At 72.3% G+C, this 15,665-nt stretch carries 16 protein-coding genes; 10 read left to right on the top strand and 6 right to left on the bottom strand.

What is annotated here, in order from left to right; all coding sequences use genetic code 11:
• Positions 1–31: 31 nt before the first annotated feature.
• The 5 genes from V3T34_RS09755 to V3T34_RS09775 all read left to right on the top strand — a co-directional run bounded on the left by V3T34_RS09755 (position 32) and on the right by V3T34_RS09775 (position 4,830).
• A complete protein-coding gene (locus V3T34_RS09755) occupies positions 32–1,879 on the top strand; it encodes an ATP-binding protein (protein WP_305077783.1) in 1,848 nt (615 codons plus the stop codon).
• Positions 1,880–2,086: 207 nt separating this feature from the next.
• Positions 2,087–2,500, top strand: coding sequence for a response regulator (locus V3T34_RS09760; protein ID WP_060849197.1), 414 nt, complete (start codon positions 2,087–2,089; stop codon positions 2,498–2,500).
• Positions 2,501–2,502: 2 nt separating this feature from the next.
• Positions 2,503–3,534, top strand: coding sequence for a sensor histidine kinase (locus tag V3T34_RS09765; protein ID WP_060849198.1), 1,032 nt, complete (start codon positions 2,503–2,505; stop codon positions 3,532–3,534).
• A 276-nt stretch (positions 3,535–3,810) separates the two neighbouring features.
• Positions 3,811–4,251 carry a hypothetical protein gene (locus tag V3T34_RS09770; protein WP_091885481.1) on the top strand — a complete coding sequence of 147 codons (441 nt, stop codon included), beginning with the start codon at positions 3,811–3,813 and terminating at the stop codon, positions 4,249–4,251.
• A 243-nt stretch (positions 4,252–4,494) separates the two neighbouring features.
• Positions 4,495–4,830, top strand: a complete 336-nt coding sequence (locus V3T34_RS09775; RefSeq protein ID WP_091885484.1) for an Hpt domain-containing protein — start codon at positions 4,495–4,497, stop codon at positions 4,828–4,830.
• A 4-nt stretch (positions 4,831–4,834) separates the two neighbouring features.
• Here V3T34_RS09775 and V3T34_RS09780 read toward each other — a convergent pair whose 3' ends face one another.
• From V3T34_RS09780 to V3T34_RS09795, 4 genes are all read right to left on the bottom strand, one after another.
• Entirely contained in the window at positions 4,835–6,490 is a 1,656-nt protein-coding gene (locus V3T34_RS09780) for a DEAD/DEAH box helicase (RefSeq protein WP_305077735.1), read from the bottom strand.
• A gap of 172 nt (positions 6,491–6,662) precedes the next feature.
• Entirely contained in the window at positions 6,663–7,511 is an 849-nt protein-coding gene (locus V3T34_RS09785) for a transglutaminase-like domain-containing protein (protein ID WP_305077736.1), read from the bottom strand.
• A 153-nt stretch (positions 7,512–7,664) separates the two neighbouring features.
• The gene (locus V3T34_RS09790; protein WP_091885487.1) at positions 7,665–8,999 is read right to left on the bottom strand and encodes an Nramp family divalent metal transporter; all 1,335 of its coding nucleotides are present in this window, start codon (positions 8,997–8,999) and stop codon (positions 7,665–7,667) included.
• A gap of 92 nt (positions 9,000–9,091) precedes the next feature.
• Positions 9,092–9,580, bottom strand: coding sequence for a nucleoside deaminase (locus tag V3T34_RS09795; RefSeq protein ID WP_305077737.1), 489 nt, complete (start codon positions 9,578–9,580; stop codon positions 9,092–9,094).
• Positions 9,581–9,624: 44 nt separating this feature from the next.
• On the opposite strand from V3T34_RS09795, the gene V3T34_RS09800 reads away from it, so the two are divergent.
• Together V3T34_RS09800 and rsmD are read left to right on the top strand one after the other, a co-directional pair.
• Complete coding sequence (locus V3T34_RS09800) at positions 9,625–11,694, top strand: pseudouridine synthase (protein ID WP_331369155.1); 2,070 nt, start codon at positions 9,625–9,627, stop codon at positions 11,692–11,694.
• Positions 11,695–11,704: 10 nt separating this feature from the next.
• The gene (rsmD, locus tag V3T34_RS09805) at positions 11,705–12,265 is read left to right on the top strand and encodes a 16S rRNA (guanine(966)-N(2))-methyltransferase RsmD (RefSeq protein ID WP_060845841.1); all 561 of its coding nucleotides are present in this window, start codon (positions 11,705–11,707) and stop codon (positions 12,263–12,265) included.
• Here rsmD and V3T34_RS09810 read toward each other — a convergent pair.
• A complete protein-coding gene (locus tag V3T34_RS09810) occupies positions 12,252–13,064 on the bottom strand; it encodes a trypsin-like serine peptidase (protein ID WP_305077739.1) in 813 nt (270 codons plus the stop codon). The two genes, rsmD and V3T34_RS09810, sit on opposite strands and share 14 nt — an antisense overlap.
• 275 nt (positions 13,065–13,339) lie before the next feature.
• On the opposite strand from V3T34_RS09810, the gene V3T34_RS09815 reads away from it, so the two are divergent.
• From V3T34_RS09815 to V3T34_RS09825, 3 genes are all read left to right on the top strand, one after another.
• Positions 13,340–14,023 (top strand): hypothetical protein, encoded by a 684-nt coding sequence (locus V3T34_RS09815; protein ID WP_060845843.1) that lies wholly within the window; start codon positions 13,340–13,342, stop codon positions 14,021–14,023.
• 234 nt (positions 14,024–14,257) lie between these two features.
• Positions 14,258–14,656, top strand: coding sequence for a Rap1a/Tai family immunity protein (locus V3T34_RS09820; protein ID WP_305077740.1), 399 nt, complete (start codon positions 14,258–14,260; stop codon positions 14,654–14,656).
• A 147-nt stretch (positions 14,657–14,803) separates the two neighbouring features.
• Entirely contained in the window at positions 14,804–15,121 is a 318-nt protein-coding gene (locus tag V3T34_RS09825; protein ID WP_305077741.1) for a hypothetical protein, read from the top strand.
• A gap of 53 nt (positions 15,122–15,174) precedes the next feature.
• On the opposite strand, the gene flaF is transcribed toward V3T34_RS09825, so the two are convergent.
• A complete protein-coding gene (flaF, locus tag V3T34_RS09830) occupies positions 15,175–15,540 on the bottom strand; it encodes a flagellar biosynthesis regulator FlaF (RefSeq protein WP_060845845.1) in 366 nt (121 codons plus the stop codon).
• Positions 15,541–15,665 lie beyond the last annotated feature (125 nt).

The raw sequence follows: 15,665 nt of genomic DNA on the forward strand, positions 1-15,665 counted from the left end.
CTCGCTCGTGTGGTTCGCCGCGCTCGGGGGCATGCTCGCCGCCGTCGCGGCGGTCCTGGCGCTGGCCTTCGCCCGCGGCATCGCGGCGCCGCTCCAGGCCCTGCGCGACCAGGCGGTGGCGCTCGGCCGCGGCCGGCCCGCCCCGGTGCTCGCCGGGGTGCCGGCGGAGGTGGCGGCGGTGAGCGCCGAGATCGCCGACGCGGCGCAGCGCCAGCGCGAGCGGACGAGCGAGCGCGAGGGCGCCGCCGCGGCGCTGCGCTCCGAGACCCAGCGCCTCGAGGTGCTGAACCGCCTCGGCACGGCGCTGGCGAGCGAGCTCGACCGCCAGCGCCTCGGCGACGCGGTGGTGGAGGCCGCCACCCGCCTGACCGGCGCGGCCTACGGCGCCCTGTTCGAGCGGGTGCCGGAGGGGCCCGAGGGGCCGGAGCACTGGCAGCTCCTCAGCCTCACCGGCGCTCCCCGCGAGGCCTTCACCCGCTTCGGCCTGCCGCGGGTGACGACCCTGTTCAGCGAGACCTTCGCGGCCGGCGGCGTGGTCCTGAGCGAGGACGTGACGAACGATCCGCGCTACGGCAGCCACGGCGGCATGCCGAAGGGCCACCTGCCGGTGCGCAGCTACCTCGCCGTGCCGGTGGTGTCGGGCACCGGCGCCACCCTGGGCGCATTGCTGTTCGGCCACCCCGAATCCCACCGCTTCGGCTCGCGCGAGGCCGCCCTGGTCGAGGGCCTGGCCGGCCAGGCGGCGGTGGCGATGGACAATGCCCGCCTGTTCGCCTCGGTGCGGCGCGAGCAGGACCGGTTCGAGGCCGCCGTCCAGGCGGTGCGCGGCGTCCTGTGGACCAACGGCCCCGACGGCCGGATGACCGGCGAGCAGCCGGCCTGGGCCGCGCTCACCGGGCAGACGCCGGAGCAGTATGTCGGGTTCGGCTGGGCCGAGGCGGTTCACCCGGACGACCGCGCCGCCAGCGTCGAGAGCTGGAACGCCGCGGTGGCCGAGCGCCGGCGCTACACCCACGAGCACCGGGTGCGCCGCCACGACGGGGTGTTTCGCATCTACGCCATCCAGGCGGTACCGGTGCTCGACCCAGACGGCGCGATCCGCGAATGGGTCGGCGTCCATTCCGACATCACCGAGCAGCGCACCGCGGAAGCCGCGCTGCGCGAATCGAACGAGGAGATCCAGCGCTACGCCTACATCGTGAGCCACGACCTGCGGGCGCCGCTCGTCAACATCATGGGCTTCACGAGCGAGATCGAGGCGAGCCAGGACGACATCCGCACCGCCCTCGCCGGACGGCCGGAGGCGTCGCGGATCGATACCGACCTCGCCGAATCGGTGAGCTTCATCAAGGCGGCCATCACCAAGATGGACGGCCTGATCAACGCGATCCTGAAATTGTCGCGGGAGGGCCGGCGCAACTTCCAGTCCGAGCCGCTGGCGATGACCGCCCTGGTCCAGGGGCTCGCCGACGCGCAGCGCCACCAAGCCGAGACGGCGGGCGCCGCGATCGCGATCGGCGACCTGCCGGGGATCACCGCCGACCGGGTCGCGGTGGAGCAGATCTTCGGCAACCTGATCGACAACGCGATCAAGTACCTGGCCAAGGACCGCCCGGGCCGGATCGAGGTCACCGGTGCGGTTTCGGACGGGCTCGCGGTCTTCCACGTCGCCGATAACGGCCGCGGCATCGACGCCCGCGACCACGCCCGGGTGTTCGAACTCTTCCGCCGGTCCGGCACGCAGGACCGGCCCGGGGACGGGATCGGTCTCGCCCATGTCCGCACCCTGGTGCGGGCGCTCGGCGGGCGGATCGACCTCGCCTCGCGGATCGGGGAGGGCACAACCTTCACGGTCACGCTGCCGCTGCGGCAGCCGTGACCGCAGGTTGCGGCAGGGGGCGGCGTTAACGCGATCGCGATGTTTTCCGCTCCGTCCCCATGCGCAAGGACGGAAATGTAGTCTAGAGAGGATCGGCGGGAGCCCGGCTCCCGCCCGTCCGCGATCGGCGCGGCCGGAGAAGAGGCGCACCGGCCCTGCCGGTTACCCGCCGTGGGGAGGAGCCAGGTGCCGGCCGTACACATCGTGATGATCGAGGACGACGAAGGCCATGCCCGGCTGATCGAGCGGAACATCCGCCGCGCCGGCGTGAACAACGTCATCGAGTCGTTCCGCGACGGCACCTCCGCGCTCGCCGCCCTGTTCGGGCCGGACGGCAGCGGCGAGGTCAATGCCGGCCGGTCGCTCCTGATCCTGCTCGACCTCAACCTGCCGGACATGACCGGGATCGACATCCTGCAGAAGGTGAAGTCGAACCCGCACCTGAAGCGCTCGCCCGTGGTGATCCTGACCACCACCGACGACCAGCGCGAGATCCAGCGCTGCTACGACCTCGGCTGCAACGTCTACATCACCAAGCCGGTGAACTACGAGGGTTTCGCCAACGCGATCCGCCAGCTCGGGCTGTTCTTCTCGGTGATGCAGGTCCCGGAGAGCGCGTGACGGTGAGCGACCCGGTCCGCCTGCTCTACATCGACGACGATCCCGGGCTGGCGCGGCTGGTGAGTCGTACGCTCGCGGCGCGGGGCTGCACGGTGGAGCACGCGGCCGACGGGGAGACCGGGCTCGCCCGCATCGCCGCGGAGCGCTTCGACGTCGTCGCCCTCGACCACCACATGCCGCGCGAGACCGGCCTCGACGTCCTGCCGCGCATCCGGGCGCTGGCCGACGCGCCGCCGGTCATCTACGTCACCGGCTCGGAGGACAGCCGCGTCGCCGTCGCCGCGCTCAAGGCCGGCGCGGTCGACTACGTCTGGAAGGACCTCCAGGGCCACTTCCGCGAACTGCTGGCCGAGGCGGTGGCGACCGCGGTGCTCCAGGACCGCACCCGCCGGGAGAAGGAGCGGGCCGAGGCCGAGGTGCGCGAGGCGCGCGACCGGGCCGAGCTGCTCCTGCGCGAGGTCAACCACCGGGTCGCCAACAGCCTCGCCCTGGTGGCGGCGCTCGTGCGGATGCAGGCTAACACCGTCACCGACGCCTCCGCCCGTGCGGCCCTGGAGGAGACCCAGACCCGCATCACGGCGATCGCCGGCATCCACCGGCGGCTCTACACCTCCGACGACGTGCGAATCGTGGCCGTCGACGCCTACCTGGCGACCCTGGTGGAAGACCTCGACGGGGCGATGAACGCCACCGGCCAGCGCCACCGCATCGTCCTCGACGCCGCCCCGATCGAGGTGGCGACCGACAAGGCGGTGTCCCTCGGCGTGATCGTCACCGAGCTCGTCACCAACGCCTACAAATATGCCTATCCCGAGGGCGTCACCGGAGAGATCCGGATCACGGCGCGCCGCGACGGCGAAACCTTGCGCCTGACGGTCGCCGACGACGGCGTCGGCTGGCAGGGCGCCGGCACCCCTCGGGGCACCGGGCTCGGCTCCCGCATCGTGCGCGCCATGGCGTCGAACCTGCGCGCCCAGATCGATTACGGCCGGGCCGAGCGGGGCACCGCGGCGAGCATCGACATCGCTCTCTGAACCGTCACGCGGCCCACCGAGCCGTCACTCCCCCGGAGACGACCGCGGGGCGTGGTGCCGCTCGCACCCGAGACCGACGAACATCCGTGCGAGATAACATACTTTTCCCTACGGAAATCTCGATTTTGTTCTTGCAGCGATGCATTCAGTAAAATTGCTTAATGCGCCATAACCGGACCTTAAGATCACCTTTCATCATCCGTCCGGCATTAACGTCCGGGTAGGGTTCTCGGCCGTTAGCTCGACAGGAAAGGATGGATCGGAAAGGATTTCGCAGTGATCGAGACCAGCAGCCTCAACGCCGCGTTCCCGCCGGTCGCGGTCGAGCCCGTAATGCGCAGCAGCGCCGAGCGCTTCCCCCGTCCCAGCGCGGACCCGCCCCTCGATCCGCCGGTGACCCTGGACCTGAGCCCGAACGCCTTGCGGACGTCGGATGCCGCCGCGGGCGAGGCGAAGACGGGCGACGTGAAGACCGCCGAGGTCGAGACCGCCGCGGCGCAGGCCGCCGAGGCACCCGAGCCGGAGCCCGCCCCGCTCACCGCCCGGTTCCGACCCGACCTCGACAGCCGGCAGATCGTGTTCCAGGTCGTCGGCCGGGACGGCACGGTGGTGGAGCAGCTGCCCTCCGCGGCCTTCCTGCGGGCGCAGACCTACGCCCGCGAGGCCGAGGCCGCCGGCAAGGCCGAGATCGGAACCTCGGTGGCGCGCACCGCCTGATCCCGGCGAAACCCGGGGATTCGGCCTGATGGCCGAGCATCTCGGCCGCGCCATATTCCTGCCAAGCAGATTTCGCAAAAGCGGTCACCCGTTTTGCGACAAAAATCTGCGACACAACAATGACCTAGGCGGACGAAGCGTTGGCCTGCCAGCGCAAGTCTGTTTAGGATCGTGCTCCGAGAGCCGAGGGCGGCCCGTCACGACGGGCCGCATGCGAGGCCGCCAGCACCGGAGCCGGACGCCATGCCGACGACGCCCCCCTCCCTCGACGCCGCGACCTATGCCGACCTGCGCCAGGCCGTTGGCGACGACGCCCTGCCGGTGCTGCTCGGGCGCTTCCGGCAACAGCTCGTCGACTGGTCGGTGACGGGAGAACCCCAGGTCCTCGGCGCGGTCGCGCACGGGGTCATCGCCTCCTCGGGGCTGATCGGGTTCGTACGGCTGTCGCGCCTCTGCGCCGCCCTCGAGACGGCCTGCCAGGCCGGCGACCTCGAGGACGTCCGCGATCTCGCCCGGCAGGTCTTGGCCGAGAAGGCGGTCGCGGAGGCCGAGACCGCCCGCCTGATGGCGGTGGGGTGAGCGGTCAGGCGACGCGGCGCGTGTCGGTCCAGGTCGCGCCGCCGGCGAGGCGATAATCCACGGTCTCGGAGAGCCGGCCGGTCGGCACCACCCGCACCGCTTCGGGCCGGACGAGCTCGTCGCAGCGGTTCAACGCCTCCTCGATATCGAGCGGCGGGGGCATCTCGCCGCCGAGGCGGCGCCACCACTGCACCGCCTTCTCGCGGGCGAAGCCCGTCGCCTCGAGGTCGAGCCGCACGGTCATCGCGTCCTCGTCGCCCTCGAGCGCCACGGTCAGCACGTCGGGCCCGCGCACCCGCGCCTCGCGGCCGAAGCGCCAGCCGGCGACAGGCCACCAGCGGGCATGGGCCTCGCGCACCACCGCGACGGTGCCGGCGGACAGGACCGCGGTCTCGTCGTCGGCCACGGCCTCGTGCGGCAGGTCGGCCTCGTCCTCCTCCTCGGGCTCGGTCCAGCACCCCTCGCAGGTGCTGGCGTTGAGCGCGATCAGCGCGCCGCAGCCCGGACAGGGCTTGGCCCGCGGCGCGCCGGTCTCTCCAAGGAGCCGGGCGCGGGCCACGGCGTTCGCCGTCAGCACGTCGATCGGCCCGTGCCGGCGCACGAGGCCGGCGTAGTCGAGGACGAGCGCGTCGGTCTTGCCCTTCGCCCGGCGCAGGCCGCGTCCGACCTGCTGCACGTAGAGACCGGTGCTCTGGGTCGGGCGCAGGAGCGCGATGAGATCGACCTCCGGCACGTTGAAGCCGGTCGCCAGCACGCCGACCGAGGTGAGGCAGCGCAGCCGCCCGGCCCGGAAGTCGCGGACGATGCGGTCGCGCTCGCGCTTGGGCGTCTCGCCGGAGATCGATTCGCAGGAGAAGCCCTCGGCCCGGATCGCGTCGCGCACCGCGTCGGCATGCTTCACCCCGGCGCAGAAGGCGAGCCAGGCGCGCCGGTCGGCGCCGTAGGTCACCATCTCGGCCACCGCGGCCTTGGTGATGACGTCGCGGTTCACCGCCGCCTCCAGGGCGCCCGGCACGTAATCGCCGGCCCGCAGGGGAACGCCGCTGACGTCGAGGACCGTGGCGGTCGCCTTCGAGACGAGGAGCGCGAGGTAGCCCTCGCGGATCAGGTCGCCGACCTGGGCCTCGTACACGATGGCGTCGAAGACGCGGCCCCGGCCCTCGTCGAGGCGGCCGCTGTCGAGGCGGTAGGGGGTGGCGGTGAGCCCGACGAGGCGCATGTCGGGCGAGCGCGCCCGCACCGCTTCGAGGAAGCGGCCGTAGCGGGTCTCGGCGTCGCGGGGGATCAGGTGGGCCTCGTCAACGATCACGAGGTCGAACCCGCCGGTCGCCTCGACCCTGTTCCACACCGACTGGATGCCGCAGAACAGGATCGGCCGCGACTCCTCGCGCCGGCCGAGCCCGGCCGACACGATGCCGGCCGGCGCGTCCGGCCACAGCCCCAGGAGCTCGGCGTGATTCTGGGCGATCAGCTCGCGAGTGTGGGTGACGACGGCGATGCGGGCGCCCGCGTCGCGGGCCATCGTCTCCCGCACCAGGGTGGCGATGACGAGGCTCTTGCCGGCCCCGGTCGGAAGCACGATCAGGCCGTTGCGGCCGCCGCGCGCCCAATCGGCCTGGAGCGCGTCGAGGCTCGCGCGCTGGTAGGGACGAAGCAGCATCGCGCCGCCATAGCCGGAGACGATGCGATCATCCAGGCTTGACAGCGTAAGGAGGTGGCGGGAGCGCCTCCCGTCGCCTGGAACGAATCGGCGTCCGGCCTTGGATCGCTCATCCTTGGATCGCTCATGGCGCGGCTTCCCAGCCATGAGCGACGGAGGGACGCCGCGCGTCCTACTCCGCAGCCTGCAACCAAGCCGCCTGCTGCGGCGCCGCTTCCAGCACCTCGTCGGTGTGAACCTCGAACTTGGCGAGGCGGGCCGGGCCGAAGCTCGTCGAAATCGCCACGTCGGTGGCGTCGCGCCCGCGGGCGATGACGATGCGGCCGATCCGCGGGCGGTTGTGGCGGGCGTCGAACGTGTACCAGCGACCGCCGAGATAGACCTCGAACCAGGCCGAGAAGTCCATCGGATCAGGCACCGCCGGCACGCCGATATCGCCGAGATAGCCGGTGCAGTAGCGCGCCGGAATGTTCATGCAGCGGCAGAAGGTGACGGCGAGATGCGCGAAGTCGCGGCACACGCCCTCGCGCTGGTTGAACCCGTCGAGCGCGCTGCGGGTCGAGTCGGCGCGCTGGTAGTCGAACCGGATGTGGTTGTGGACGAAGTCCACGATCGCCTGCACCCGGGCCCAGCCCTCCGGCGTCTGGCCGAAGAGCTGCCAGGCGGTGTCCGACAGCTTGTCGGTGTCGCAGTAGCGGCTGGCGAGCAGGAACGGCAGCACGTCGTCGGGCAGATCCTGCACCGGGTGCTGCACGGCGTCGGGCGCGTAGTCGTCGACGAGGCCGCTGTCCTGAACCAGGCAATCGGCCGAGACCGTGATGCGGCCGCCCGGCGCGGTGAGGCGGGTGCAGACGTTGCCGAACGAATCCACGAAGGTGTGGGCAGGGACCGGCGGGTCGATGGTCATGGTGTCGGGCGTGATCAGATCGCCGGCCCGGTCGGGATGCACGTTCAGCATCAGGACCATCGGCGTCGGGCCGGGCGTGTCGAAGGCGATCGAGTAGCCGGTGCGGATCTTCATCGTGGCGTCCACGTCAGTCGAAAAATCGTGGAGCTTAAAGTCGATGCAGGCTCGGTTGTTCCGAGTGTCGGCCCTGTCCGAACCACCGGTTGCGCCCAAATGTTGTGCAGGCGCCACACCAGCGGCGCCTGCGTCTGCTTCCCGACATCCGCGTCAGGTGCCCATGACGACGTCCACCAGGAGCTTCAGGTTCAGGCCGACGATCAGGGCGGCGATGGTCCAGGACAGGACCGTCAACCAAGTGGGGATGACGAACACCCCCATCTTCGACTTGCTCGACACGAAGCTGACCAGGGGGATCACCGCGAAGGGCAGCTGCATCGAGAGCACGACCTGGCTCAGGACCAGGAGCCGCGCGGTGCCGGCCTCGCCGTAGAGGCCGGTCACCACCACCACCGGAACGATGGCGATGCCCCGGGTGACGAGGCGGCGCGCCCAGTCGGGCAGCCGCAGCCGCAGGAACCCCTCCATCACGATCTGCCCGGCGAGCGTGGCGGTGACGGTGGAGTTGAGGCCCGAGGCGAGCAGCGCCAGGGCGAACAGGGTCGAGGCCAGGCCGATGCCGAGCAGCGGCGAGAGCAGCGCGTGCGCCTCCTCGATCTCCTGCACGCCGGTCTGCCCGGCGCCGTGGAAGACCTTGGCCGCCATGATCAGGATCGCGGCGTTGACGAAGAGCGCCAGCGTCAGCGCGATGGTCGAATCGACGGTCGCGAAGCGGATCGCGCCGCGGCGGCCGGCCTCGTCGCGCGGATAGGCCCGGGTCTGCACGATCGACGAGTGCAGGTAGAGGTTGTGCGGCATCACCGTGGCGCCGATGATGCCGATGGCGAGGTAGAGCGCCGCCGGATCGGTGACGATCGTCGCCGAGGGTACGAACCCGGCGAGCACGTCGCGGATCGGCGGCGCCGCCATGGCGATCTGGATCGCGAAGCAGGCGAAGATGATCGTGAGCAGCGCGATCACGAAAGCTTCGAGCGCGCGAAAGCCCCGGCGCATCAAGAGCAGGATCAGCAGCACGTCGAGACCGGTCAGTACCGCGCCGAGGAGCAGCGGCAGGCCGAACAGCAGCTTGAGGGCGATGGCGGTGCCGATCACCTCGGCGAGGTCGCAGGCGATGATCGCCGCCTCGCAGGCGAGCCAGAGCGCGATGCCGACCGGACGCGGATAGGCGTCGCGGCAAGCCTGGGCCAGGTCGCGCCCGGTGGCGATGCCGAGCCGGGCGGCCAGCGCCTGGAGCACCACCGCCATCAGGTTCGAGAGCAGGATGACGGCGAGCAGCGTGTAGCCGAACTGCGCGCCCCCGGCGATGTCGGTGGCCCAGTTGCCCGGGTCCATGTAGCCGACCGAGACCATGTAGCCGGGGCCGAGGAACGCCAGCAGCCGCCGCGGCCAGGAGCCGGTGGCGAGCACCGGCACGCTCGCGTTCATCGCCCCGAGGCTCGGCTCCGCCACCCCGTCCCCGGCGCGCCACGCCCGTCCGTCCCGCATCCGCCCGCGCTCCCAGCCCATGCCGCCCAGCTTCGGGCCGGCATCATATAGCCATTGCTATATTGATTTGAGAAGGCTGAATTCGAGGGGCGTCAGGGCCGCCGGTCGCGAAAAAAGTCGCGTAGGAGCGTCGCGGCCTCGCTCTCGCGCAGGCCTCCGTAGACCTCGGGGGCGTGGTGGCAGGTCGGCTGGTTGAAGAAGCGCGGGCCGTTCTCGACGGCGCCGCCCTTGGGGTCGGCGGCGGCGAAGTAGAGCCGGCGGATGCGCGAAAGGCTGATGGCGCCGGCGCACATCGCGCAGGGCTCGAGGGTGACGTAGAGGTCGCAGCCGGTGAGCCGCTCGGCGCCGAGAACCGCGCAGGCGGCGCGGATCGCCAGGATCTCGGCATGGGCCGTCGGGTCGCGGTCCGCCCGGGGGCGGTTGCCGGCGACCGCCAGCACGATGCCGTCCCGCACCACCGCGGCGCCGACCGGCACCTCGCCGCGCGCCGCCGCCGCCCGGGCGGCGTCGAAGGCGAGGCCGAGGGGGTCCCGATGCGGAGCCCCGCCTGCAGTCAGGTCACCCCTTGCAAAATCGCGCATCGGTTCCACTCGCCTGAACAAACCCCGTCTGGTATCAGGCCCGCATGAGCGACATCAACGACGACGAGACCGGGGCGCCGCAGCGGCGTCGCGGACGGGACGAGGCATCCGCGGGCTCCACCGGCGAGCAGGCTTCGAGCAAGAAGGCGGCACCGCAGGCGGAGCCCGAGCCGGAACGCATCGCCAAGGCGATCGCCCGGGCGGGCGTGGCCTCGCGCCGCGACGCCGAGGCGATGATCGCGGAGGGCCGCGTGACCCTGAACGGCCAGCGGCTCGACTCGCCGGCCGTGAACGTGACCCCGAGCGACCGCATCACCATCGACGGCGAGCCGCTGCCGACCCGCGAGCGCACCCGGCTGTGGCTCTTCCACAAGCCGCGGGGCGTCGTCACCACCGCCCGCGACCCCGAGGGGCGCCAGACGGTATTCGACGTGCTGCCCGAGGACATGCCCCGGGTGGTGGCGGTCGGCCGGCTCGACATCAACACCGAGGGGCTGCTGCTCCTCACCAACGACGGCGGGCTGGCCAAGGTCATCGCCCATCCGGAGACCGGCTGGCTGCGCCGCTACCGCGTGCGGGCCTTCGGCGACGTCGACCAGGCGATGCTCGACGGCCTGCGCAAGGGCGTCACCATCGACGGGATGGAGTACGGCCCGATCGAGGCGACGATCGACCGGGCGCAGGGCGACAACGTCTGGCTGACGCTCGGCCTGCGCGAGGGCAAGAACCGCGAGGTCAAGCGCATCCTCGAGCATCTCGGCCTCTCGGTGAACCGGCTGATCCGGCTCTCCTTCGGGCCGTTCCAGCTCGGCGAGCTCGAGGTCGGCCTCGTCGACGAGATCCGCACCCGGGTGCTCAAGGACCAGCTCGGCAACTCGCTGGCCGAGCAGGCCGGGGTCGACTTCACCAGCCCGGTGCGCGAGCCGATCGCGGCCTTCGGCTCGCCCAAGGCCGCCGCCCGCAAGGCGGCGCAGGAGAGCGCGCCCCGCGGGCGCGACCCGGCCCGGCCGCAATTCGGCAAGCCGCCCGCGGCGCCGGCGGCACGGCGCGCCCCGGTGCGCACGGTGTGGCGCGATTCCGAGGCCGAAGCCGCCGGCGACCTGCCGAATCGCGGCCGGGTGCACCGGCGCGGCGACAGCCCGCAGGAGATCCGCGCCGCGATGGCGGATGCCCCGCGCAAGCGCGTCGGCGCCATCGCGTCGGGCGACCGCCGGGTGCTGGTCGAGCGCCTGGTGGCCCAGCCGCAGGAGGAGGCGACGCCGCATCGCCGCACCCGGTTCCGCGACGACGCGCCGGGCCGGGGTCCGGGCGGCGACGACCGGCCGATGCGCCGGGACCGCGACGGCTTCGCCCCGCGGGGCGGCGCCAAGGCGGGCCTCGGCGACGAGGGTGGGCGCGGCTTCGGCCGTTCCGGCGGACGCTCCGACGGCGGCGAGGGCCGCGGGTTCGGGGGCAACAAGAGCTTCGGGGGCCGCGGTGAGGGCCGTTCGTTCGAGGGTCGCTCGGGTGGCGAAGGCCGCTCGTTCGGCGGCGAGGGCCGCGGTCCGGGCGGCGGCCGCTCGTTCGAGGGCCGGCCGGGCGGTGAAGGACGCTCTTCCGGCGGTGGCAATCGTGGCTTCGGCGGCAGGAGCGAGGGGCGTCCGGGGGGCGAGGGCCGCTCGTTCGGCGGCGAGGGTCGCGGTCCCGGCGGCGGCCGTTCGTTCGAGGGTCGGCCGGGCGGCGAGAACCGCGGCTTCGGCGGCAGAGGAGAGGGCCGTTCGGGCGAGGGTCGTTCCTTCGGCGGCGAGGGGCGCGGCCCCGGCGGCCGGGGTGGCGAAGGCCGGTCGTTCGGCGGCAAGCCCGGGGGCAAGTCGTTCGGGGATAAGCCCTTCGGCGGCAAGTCGTTCGGGGGCAAGCCGGGGGGCGGCAAGTCGTTCGGCGCGAAGTCGTTCGGCGCCAAGGGCGAGGGTCGTCCCGGCGGAGGCGGTGGCGGCCGGCCGGGTGGCAAGTCGTTCGGGGCGAAGTCCTTCGGCGGCAAGCCGGGCGGCGGGTTCCGTTCGGGCGGCGCCGGCGGGGGCAAGCCCGGCGGGCGAGGCGGGCGTCCCGGCGGCGGCGGCCGTCCGCCGCGCGGTTGAGCCCTAGACGATGCGGATCGTCGGAGGATCCTTGCGGGGCCGGGCGCTCGCCGGGCCCCGCAGCGACGCGATCCGGCCGACCTCGGACCGGTTGCGCGAGGCGATGTTCAACGTCCTGGCGCATGCCTACGACGACCCGGTCGAGGGCGCCCGCGTCCTCGACCTGTTCGCCGGCACGGGTGCGCTCTCCTGCGAGGCGATCTCCCGCGGCGCCGCCTTCGCGCTCCTCGTCGACGACGGGGCGGAGGCGCGCGGCGTGATCCGGTCGAACCTCGACGCCCTCGGGCTCGGCGGCACGACGCGCCTGTTTCGCCGCGACGCCACGCGCCTCGGCGCGGCACCCCCGGGCGCGCCGTTCGACCTCGTCTTCTGCGACCCGCCCTACGGCCGCGACCTCGCCCCCAAGGCGCTGAGGGCGGCTGCCGAGGGCGGCTGGCTCGTTCCCGGAGCGCTGGCGGTGGTGGAGGAGGCGGCCTCCGCCGCGCTCGCCGCGCCGGACGGCTTCGCCGAGAGCGAGCGCCGGACCTACGGCGAGACCCAGGTGGCGTTCTGGCGCTTCAGCGCGGCCTGACCATCTCGTCGAGGGCGGGGGCGAAGCTCCCGGCGGCGACGCCGACACCGGTCGCCGACCGGTAGGCCCGCCCGACCCGCGCGCCGTTCGTCACCGCGGTGTGGATGCCGACGAGCGCCGCGGACCCGTCGGTTTCGAGCAGCAGGACCGGCGCGCCGGATTCCCCCGACATCGACTCGCAGGAATCGCTGAGCAGTCCGGCCGAGGGCGCGTCGATCCGGACGCTGCAGCCGCGGTCGATCACCGGCAGGTAGGGCCGGTCCGCGGCGTAGCCGGCCAGTGCCACCACGGCGGCGGGCCGGCTGCCCGGGAGTTCCGCCCCCGGCAGCACGCGCCAGGGCACCGGCCTTCCCGGCAGGGACTGGCGAAGGGTGAGGATCGCCCAGTCCCGCCCGACCATCCCGGGCCGGATGCCGCCGTCGCGCGGCCGGGCGGCGGCTCTCAGGTCGATCCCGGGGGCGAGCCGGATCGCCTCGATCTCGGCGGTGCCGGCATTCGCGTCCCGGGCCTGGCCGGAGACGAAATGGACCTGGTGCGGTTTAACCCAGGCGTCGATCCGGGCGTCGAACAGGCAATGGGCGGCGGTCAGGACGTGGCGCGGCCCGACGAGCGTGCCGGTGCAGTGGCTGCGATGCGCTGGCCCCTGCACCACGTTGACCCGGCCGATCGCCGTGAACGGCCAGGCGGTCGGCTCGAGAGGCACGCGCCGGTCGGGGGCGGGGGCCTGGCCCGCGAGCGCGAGCCCGGCGGCGATCGCGGCCCAGCCGTGAAGAGACAGAAACGCATTCCGCAACGTCATGGATTGTCCTGCGCTCGATGGTCCGGCGGCCAGTTTTCGCGAGGAGATCGCGAAGACGTGGGACAGAGCAGGCCGGGTCGAAGGGGTCCTTCGCAGCCCGCTCCGTGCCGGCGGTGCGCGGACCTGATCGAACCGGGACGCGTCGGCGGCGCCACGCTCATAAATCGTTCATCTTTGTTACGAAACCCGGAACTGGTGGGCCACCGTCGAGGTTATCCGGCCGAGTACCAGTACAGATCTCCCAACCCCACCGAAGTTTCGACTGGAGAGGCTCGATGCCGCTGCCCCAGACCATGCCGGCTGTCCGGTTGCGCGCCACGCTCCTGACGGTCGCGTCGGGCTGCCTGCTGATCGCCTCGCAGGTGGGAGCCCGGGCGGCGGATGGCGACGGCCTCGACTTCCTGCGTCAGATCTTCAATCCCCCGCCGGCCTACGCCCCGGCGCCGGTGGCCCAGCCCTCCGTGGTCCAGCCTTACGATGCGCCGATCCGCCAGCGGGCCAGCCGGCGCAACCGCCTCGCGATCCAGGCCAAGGCCCTGCGCGGCCGCACCCGCTACGTGGCACTGCCGAAGGCCGACGTGAAGCCGGAGAAGACTGATACCAAGCCCCTCGCCATCGCGGTATCGCCGCTCAAGTCGCTCGACGCGCGCACCGCGCTCCTGCGCGATCCGACCCTGCGCCCGGGCGACATCGTGATCATGCCGGAGGGGCCGCGGGTGTTCCAGGGCACCTCCGACACCGACCGGCACAAGATGAGCGACTTCCAGGACGTGAACCGTCCCGGCGTGGTGGCGAGCAAGACCCGCAAGGAGTTGCTGGCGATGACCGCGCCGATCGGGGCGCTGCCGGCGGATGCCGCCCGCCGGCTGATGGCGCGCTACCAGAAGGCCGGGCCGGCGACCGAGGCCGTGACCCGCGCCGAGGCGACGCTCGCCCGAGTGGTCTATCCGGCCCGCTGATCGGGCCCCGCGAAGACGCGGGTGCGGCCCTCGGGCTACAGCGGCGCGCACCCTGCGGCAACGAAGGTGTGGCTGGCCGCGCGGCGACGGGGGCGGTCCGCGGCTGCGCTTGCTAGGATGCGACGGGCCGCAGGCAGGCGGCCTGTCGTACCGAGTCGAGTTTCCATGTCGATCCTGAGCAGGTTTGCGTGCCGCGCGCCGTCCTCCGGCGAGAACCTGCGGAGCCGGGGGGGCGTGCGCCTGCAGAAGACCCTCGCTCTTCTCGGTGCGCTCGCGACGTCCGGGCTGCTCCCGGAGCCGGCCCGTGCCGCCGAGGGCGCGGTGCTGGTGGCGCAGTGCAAGGTCCTCTTGCGCAGCGCCAAGGCTCGTGGCGACCAGGTGGAGTTCCGCCAGGATCCCGAAACTGTCGGCTGCTGGTCGTTCATGGGCGCCGTCCAGGATCTCGCCGGCGTGGCCGACACGGCCAACCAGCCGCCGATCCTCGGCACCTGCCTGCCGCCGGACGGCAACAGGCTGCAGCTCGTCCGGGCCGTCGTCGCGTACGGGGCGGCTCACCCGCCGGCCCTGCGCGAACCGGCCGGCGTACTGGCGCTCCTCGCCCTGCGCGACGCGTTCCCATGCCGGAAGGACTGACGGCGCGGAGGCACCACCTTCTTGGTCCAAAAGGTTCCGGGAAATATTTGCGGCCACCGCGCTTGCTGCGGGCGCTTCCACTCATACTCTTACCGGGTACGGGGAGCGCGGTGGGTCCGCGCTCCATGGGACGACCGGAGGATGAGCATGGCCAAGGCCGACAGGCACAACATGGGCCCCGGAGCGCAGGGCAAGGGCTCGGGCACCGGGGCGATGACCGAGCTGCCCGAGGGCATCCTCGAGGAGAACATGGTCCTCAGCAACCGCGACAAGTCCCAGCACGGCGCGGAGCGGGGCCTCGACGGCAAGCACGTCCAGACCGAGCAGTACCACGACCACGCCGCCAACCGGCGCAACTTCGACCAGACGATGCCCACGCGCGGCGAGGACAACACCAGCGGCGGCGAGGCGCCGATGACGTCGACCTCCGGTGCCGACAGCGCCCCCGACCGGCAACGGACCTAGGCCGGTGCATCCCCGTCCCCGACGGGGGCGGGGATGTTTTTGCGCGGCCGGCGTCAGGCGTTGCCGCGCAGGCCGTTCGCGAGGTTGCGGTTGATCTCGATCAGCGCCGTCAGCTTGTCGGCGCTCGGCTCGACCAGCGTGTCGAGGGTGCGGGTGAACACGAAGGCGCCGAGCTGTGCCATGGAGACCTTGAGTTCCTGGGACAGCGGCGAGTCCGCCTCGGTCGCCGAGGTGGCAAGCAAGGTCCAGACCTTGCGGTTGTAGCCGAGGGCATCGTCCAGCGTCAGTTGATGCGCGCCCCAATTGTCCTGAACCGCCTGCAGGCTCACGGCGGCCTTGATCAGGATCGCGGCCTCCGCCTCGCGGGGTGTCAGCGCCACCTGGGACGTGCGCGCATAGGCGTTCGCCGCGTAGCTCATCGTCTTGCGTCTCCGTCGGGCCCTGCGATGGCCCGGCGGCAGGTTTGCCATCGATTTGTTAAGCTTGAGTTGTGAAAGAACCGACGTTGCAGCGCACCGGACGGGCTTGACGGCCGGCCGGAGGT

It is taken from the genome of Methylobacterium ajmalii, from assembly GCF_036448855.1.
GTDB classification, from domain to species: domain Bacteria; phylum Pseudomonadota; class Alphaproteobacteria; order Rhizobiales; family Beijerinckiaceae; genus Methylobacterium; species Methylobacterium ajmalii.

Excerpts from the sequence above, each read along its gene's own strand:
- V3T34_RS09795 (WP_305077737.1), bottom strand. The coding sequence starts at position 9,580 with ATGCGCGATTTTGCAAGGGGTGACCTGACTGCAGGCGGGGCTCCGCAT.
- V3T34_RS09785 (WP_305077736.1), bottom strand. The coding sequence starts at position 7,511 with ATGAAGATCCGCACCGGCTACTCGATCGCCTTCGACACGCCCGGCCCG.
- V3T34_RS09815 (WP_060845843.1), top strand. The coding sequence starts at position 13,340 with ATGCCGCTGCCCCAGACCATGCCGGCTGTCCGGTTGCGCGCCACGCTC.
- rsmD (WP_060845841.1), top strand. The coding sequence starts at position 11,705 with ATGCGGATCGTCGGAGGATCCTTGCGGGGCCGGGCGCTCGCCGGGCCC.
- V3T34_RS09790 (WP_091885487.1), bottom strand. The coding sequence starts at position 8,999 with ATGCGGGACGGACGGGCGTGGCGCGCCGGGGACGGGGTGGCGGAGCCG.
- V3T34_RS09760 (WP_060849197.1), top strand. The coding sequence starts at position 2,087 with ATGATCGAGGACGACGAAGGCCATGCCCGGCTGATCGAGCGGAACATC.
- V3T34_RS09810 (WP_305077739.1), bottom strand. The coding sequence starts at position 13,064 with ATGACGTTGCGGAATGCGTTTCTGTCTCTTCACGGCTGGGCCGCGATC.
- flaF (WP_060845845.1), bottom strand. The coding sequence starts at position 15,540 with ATGAGCTACGCGGCGAACGCCTATGCGCGCACGTCCCAGGTGGCGCTG.
- V3T34_RS09800 (WP_331369155.1), top strand. The coding sequence starts at position 9,625 with ATGAGCGACATCAACGACGACGAGACCGGGGCGCCGCAGCGGCGTCGC.
- V3T34_RS09825 (WP_305077741.1), top strand. The coding sequence starts at position 14,804 with ATGGCCAAGGCCGACAGGCACAACATGGGCCCCGGAGCGCAGGGCAAG.
- V3T34_RS09780 (WP_305077735.1), bottom strand. The coding sequence starts at position 6,490 with ATGCTGCTTCGTCCCTACCAGCGCGCGAGCCTCGACGCGCTCCAGGCC.
- V3T34_RS09775 (WP_091885484.1), top strand. The coding sequence starts at position 4,495 with ATGCCGACGACGCCCCCCTCCCTCGACGCCGCGACCTATGCCGACCTG.
- V3T34_RS09755 (WP_305077783.1), top strand. The coding sequence starts at position 32 with ATGCTCGCCGCCGTCGCGGCGGTCCTGGCGCTGGCCTTCGCCCGCGGC.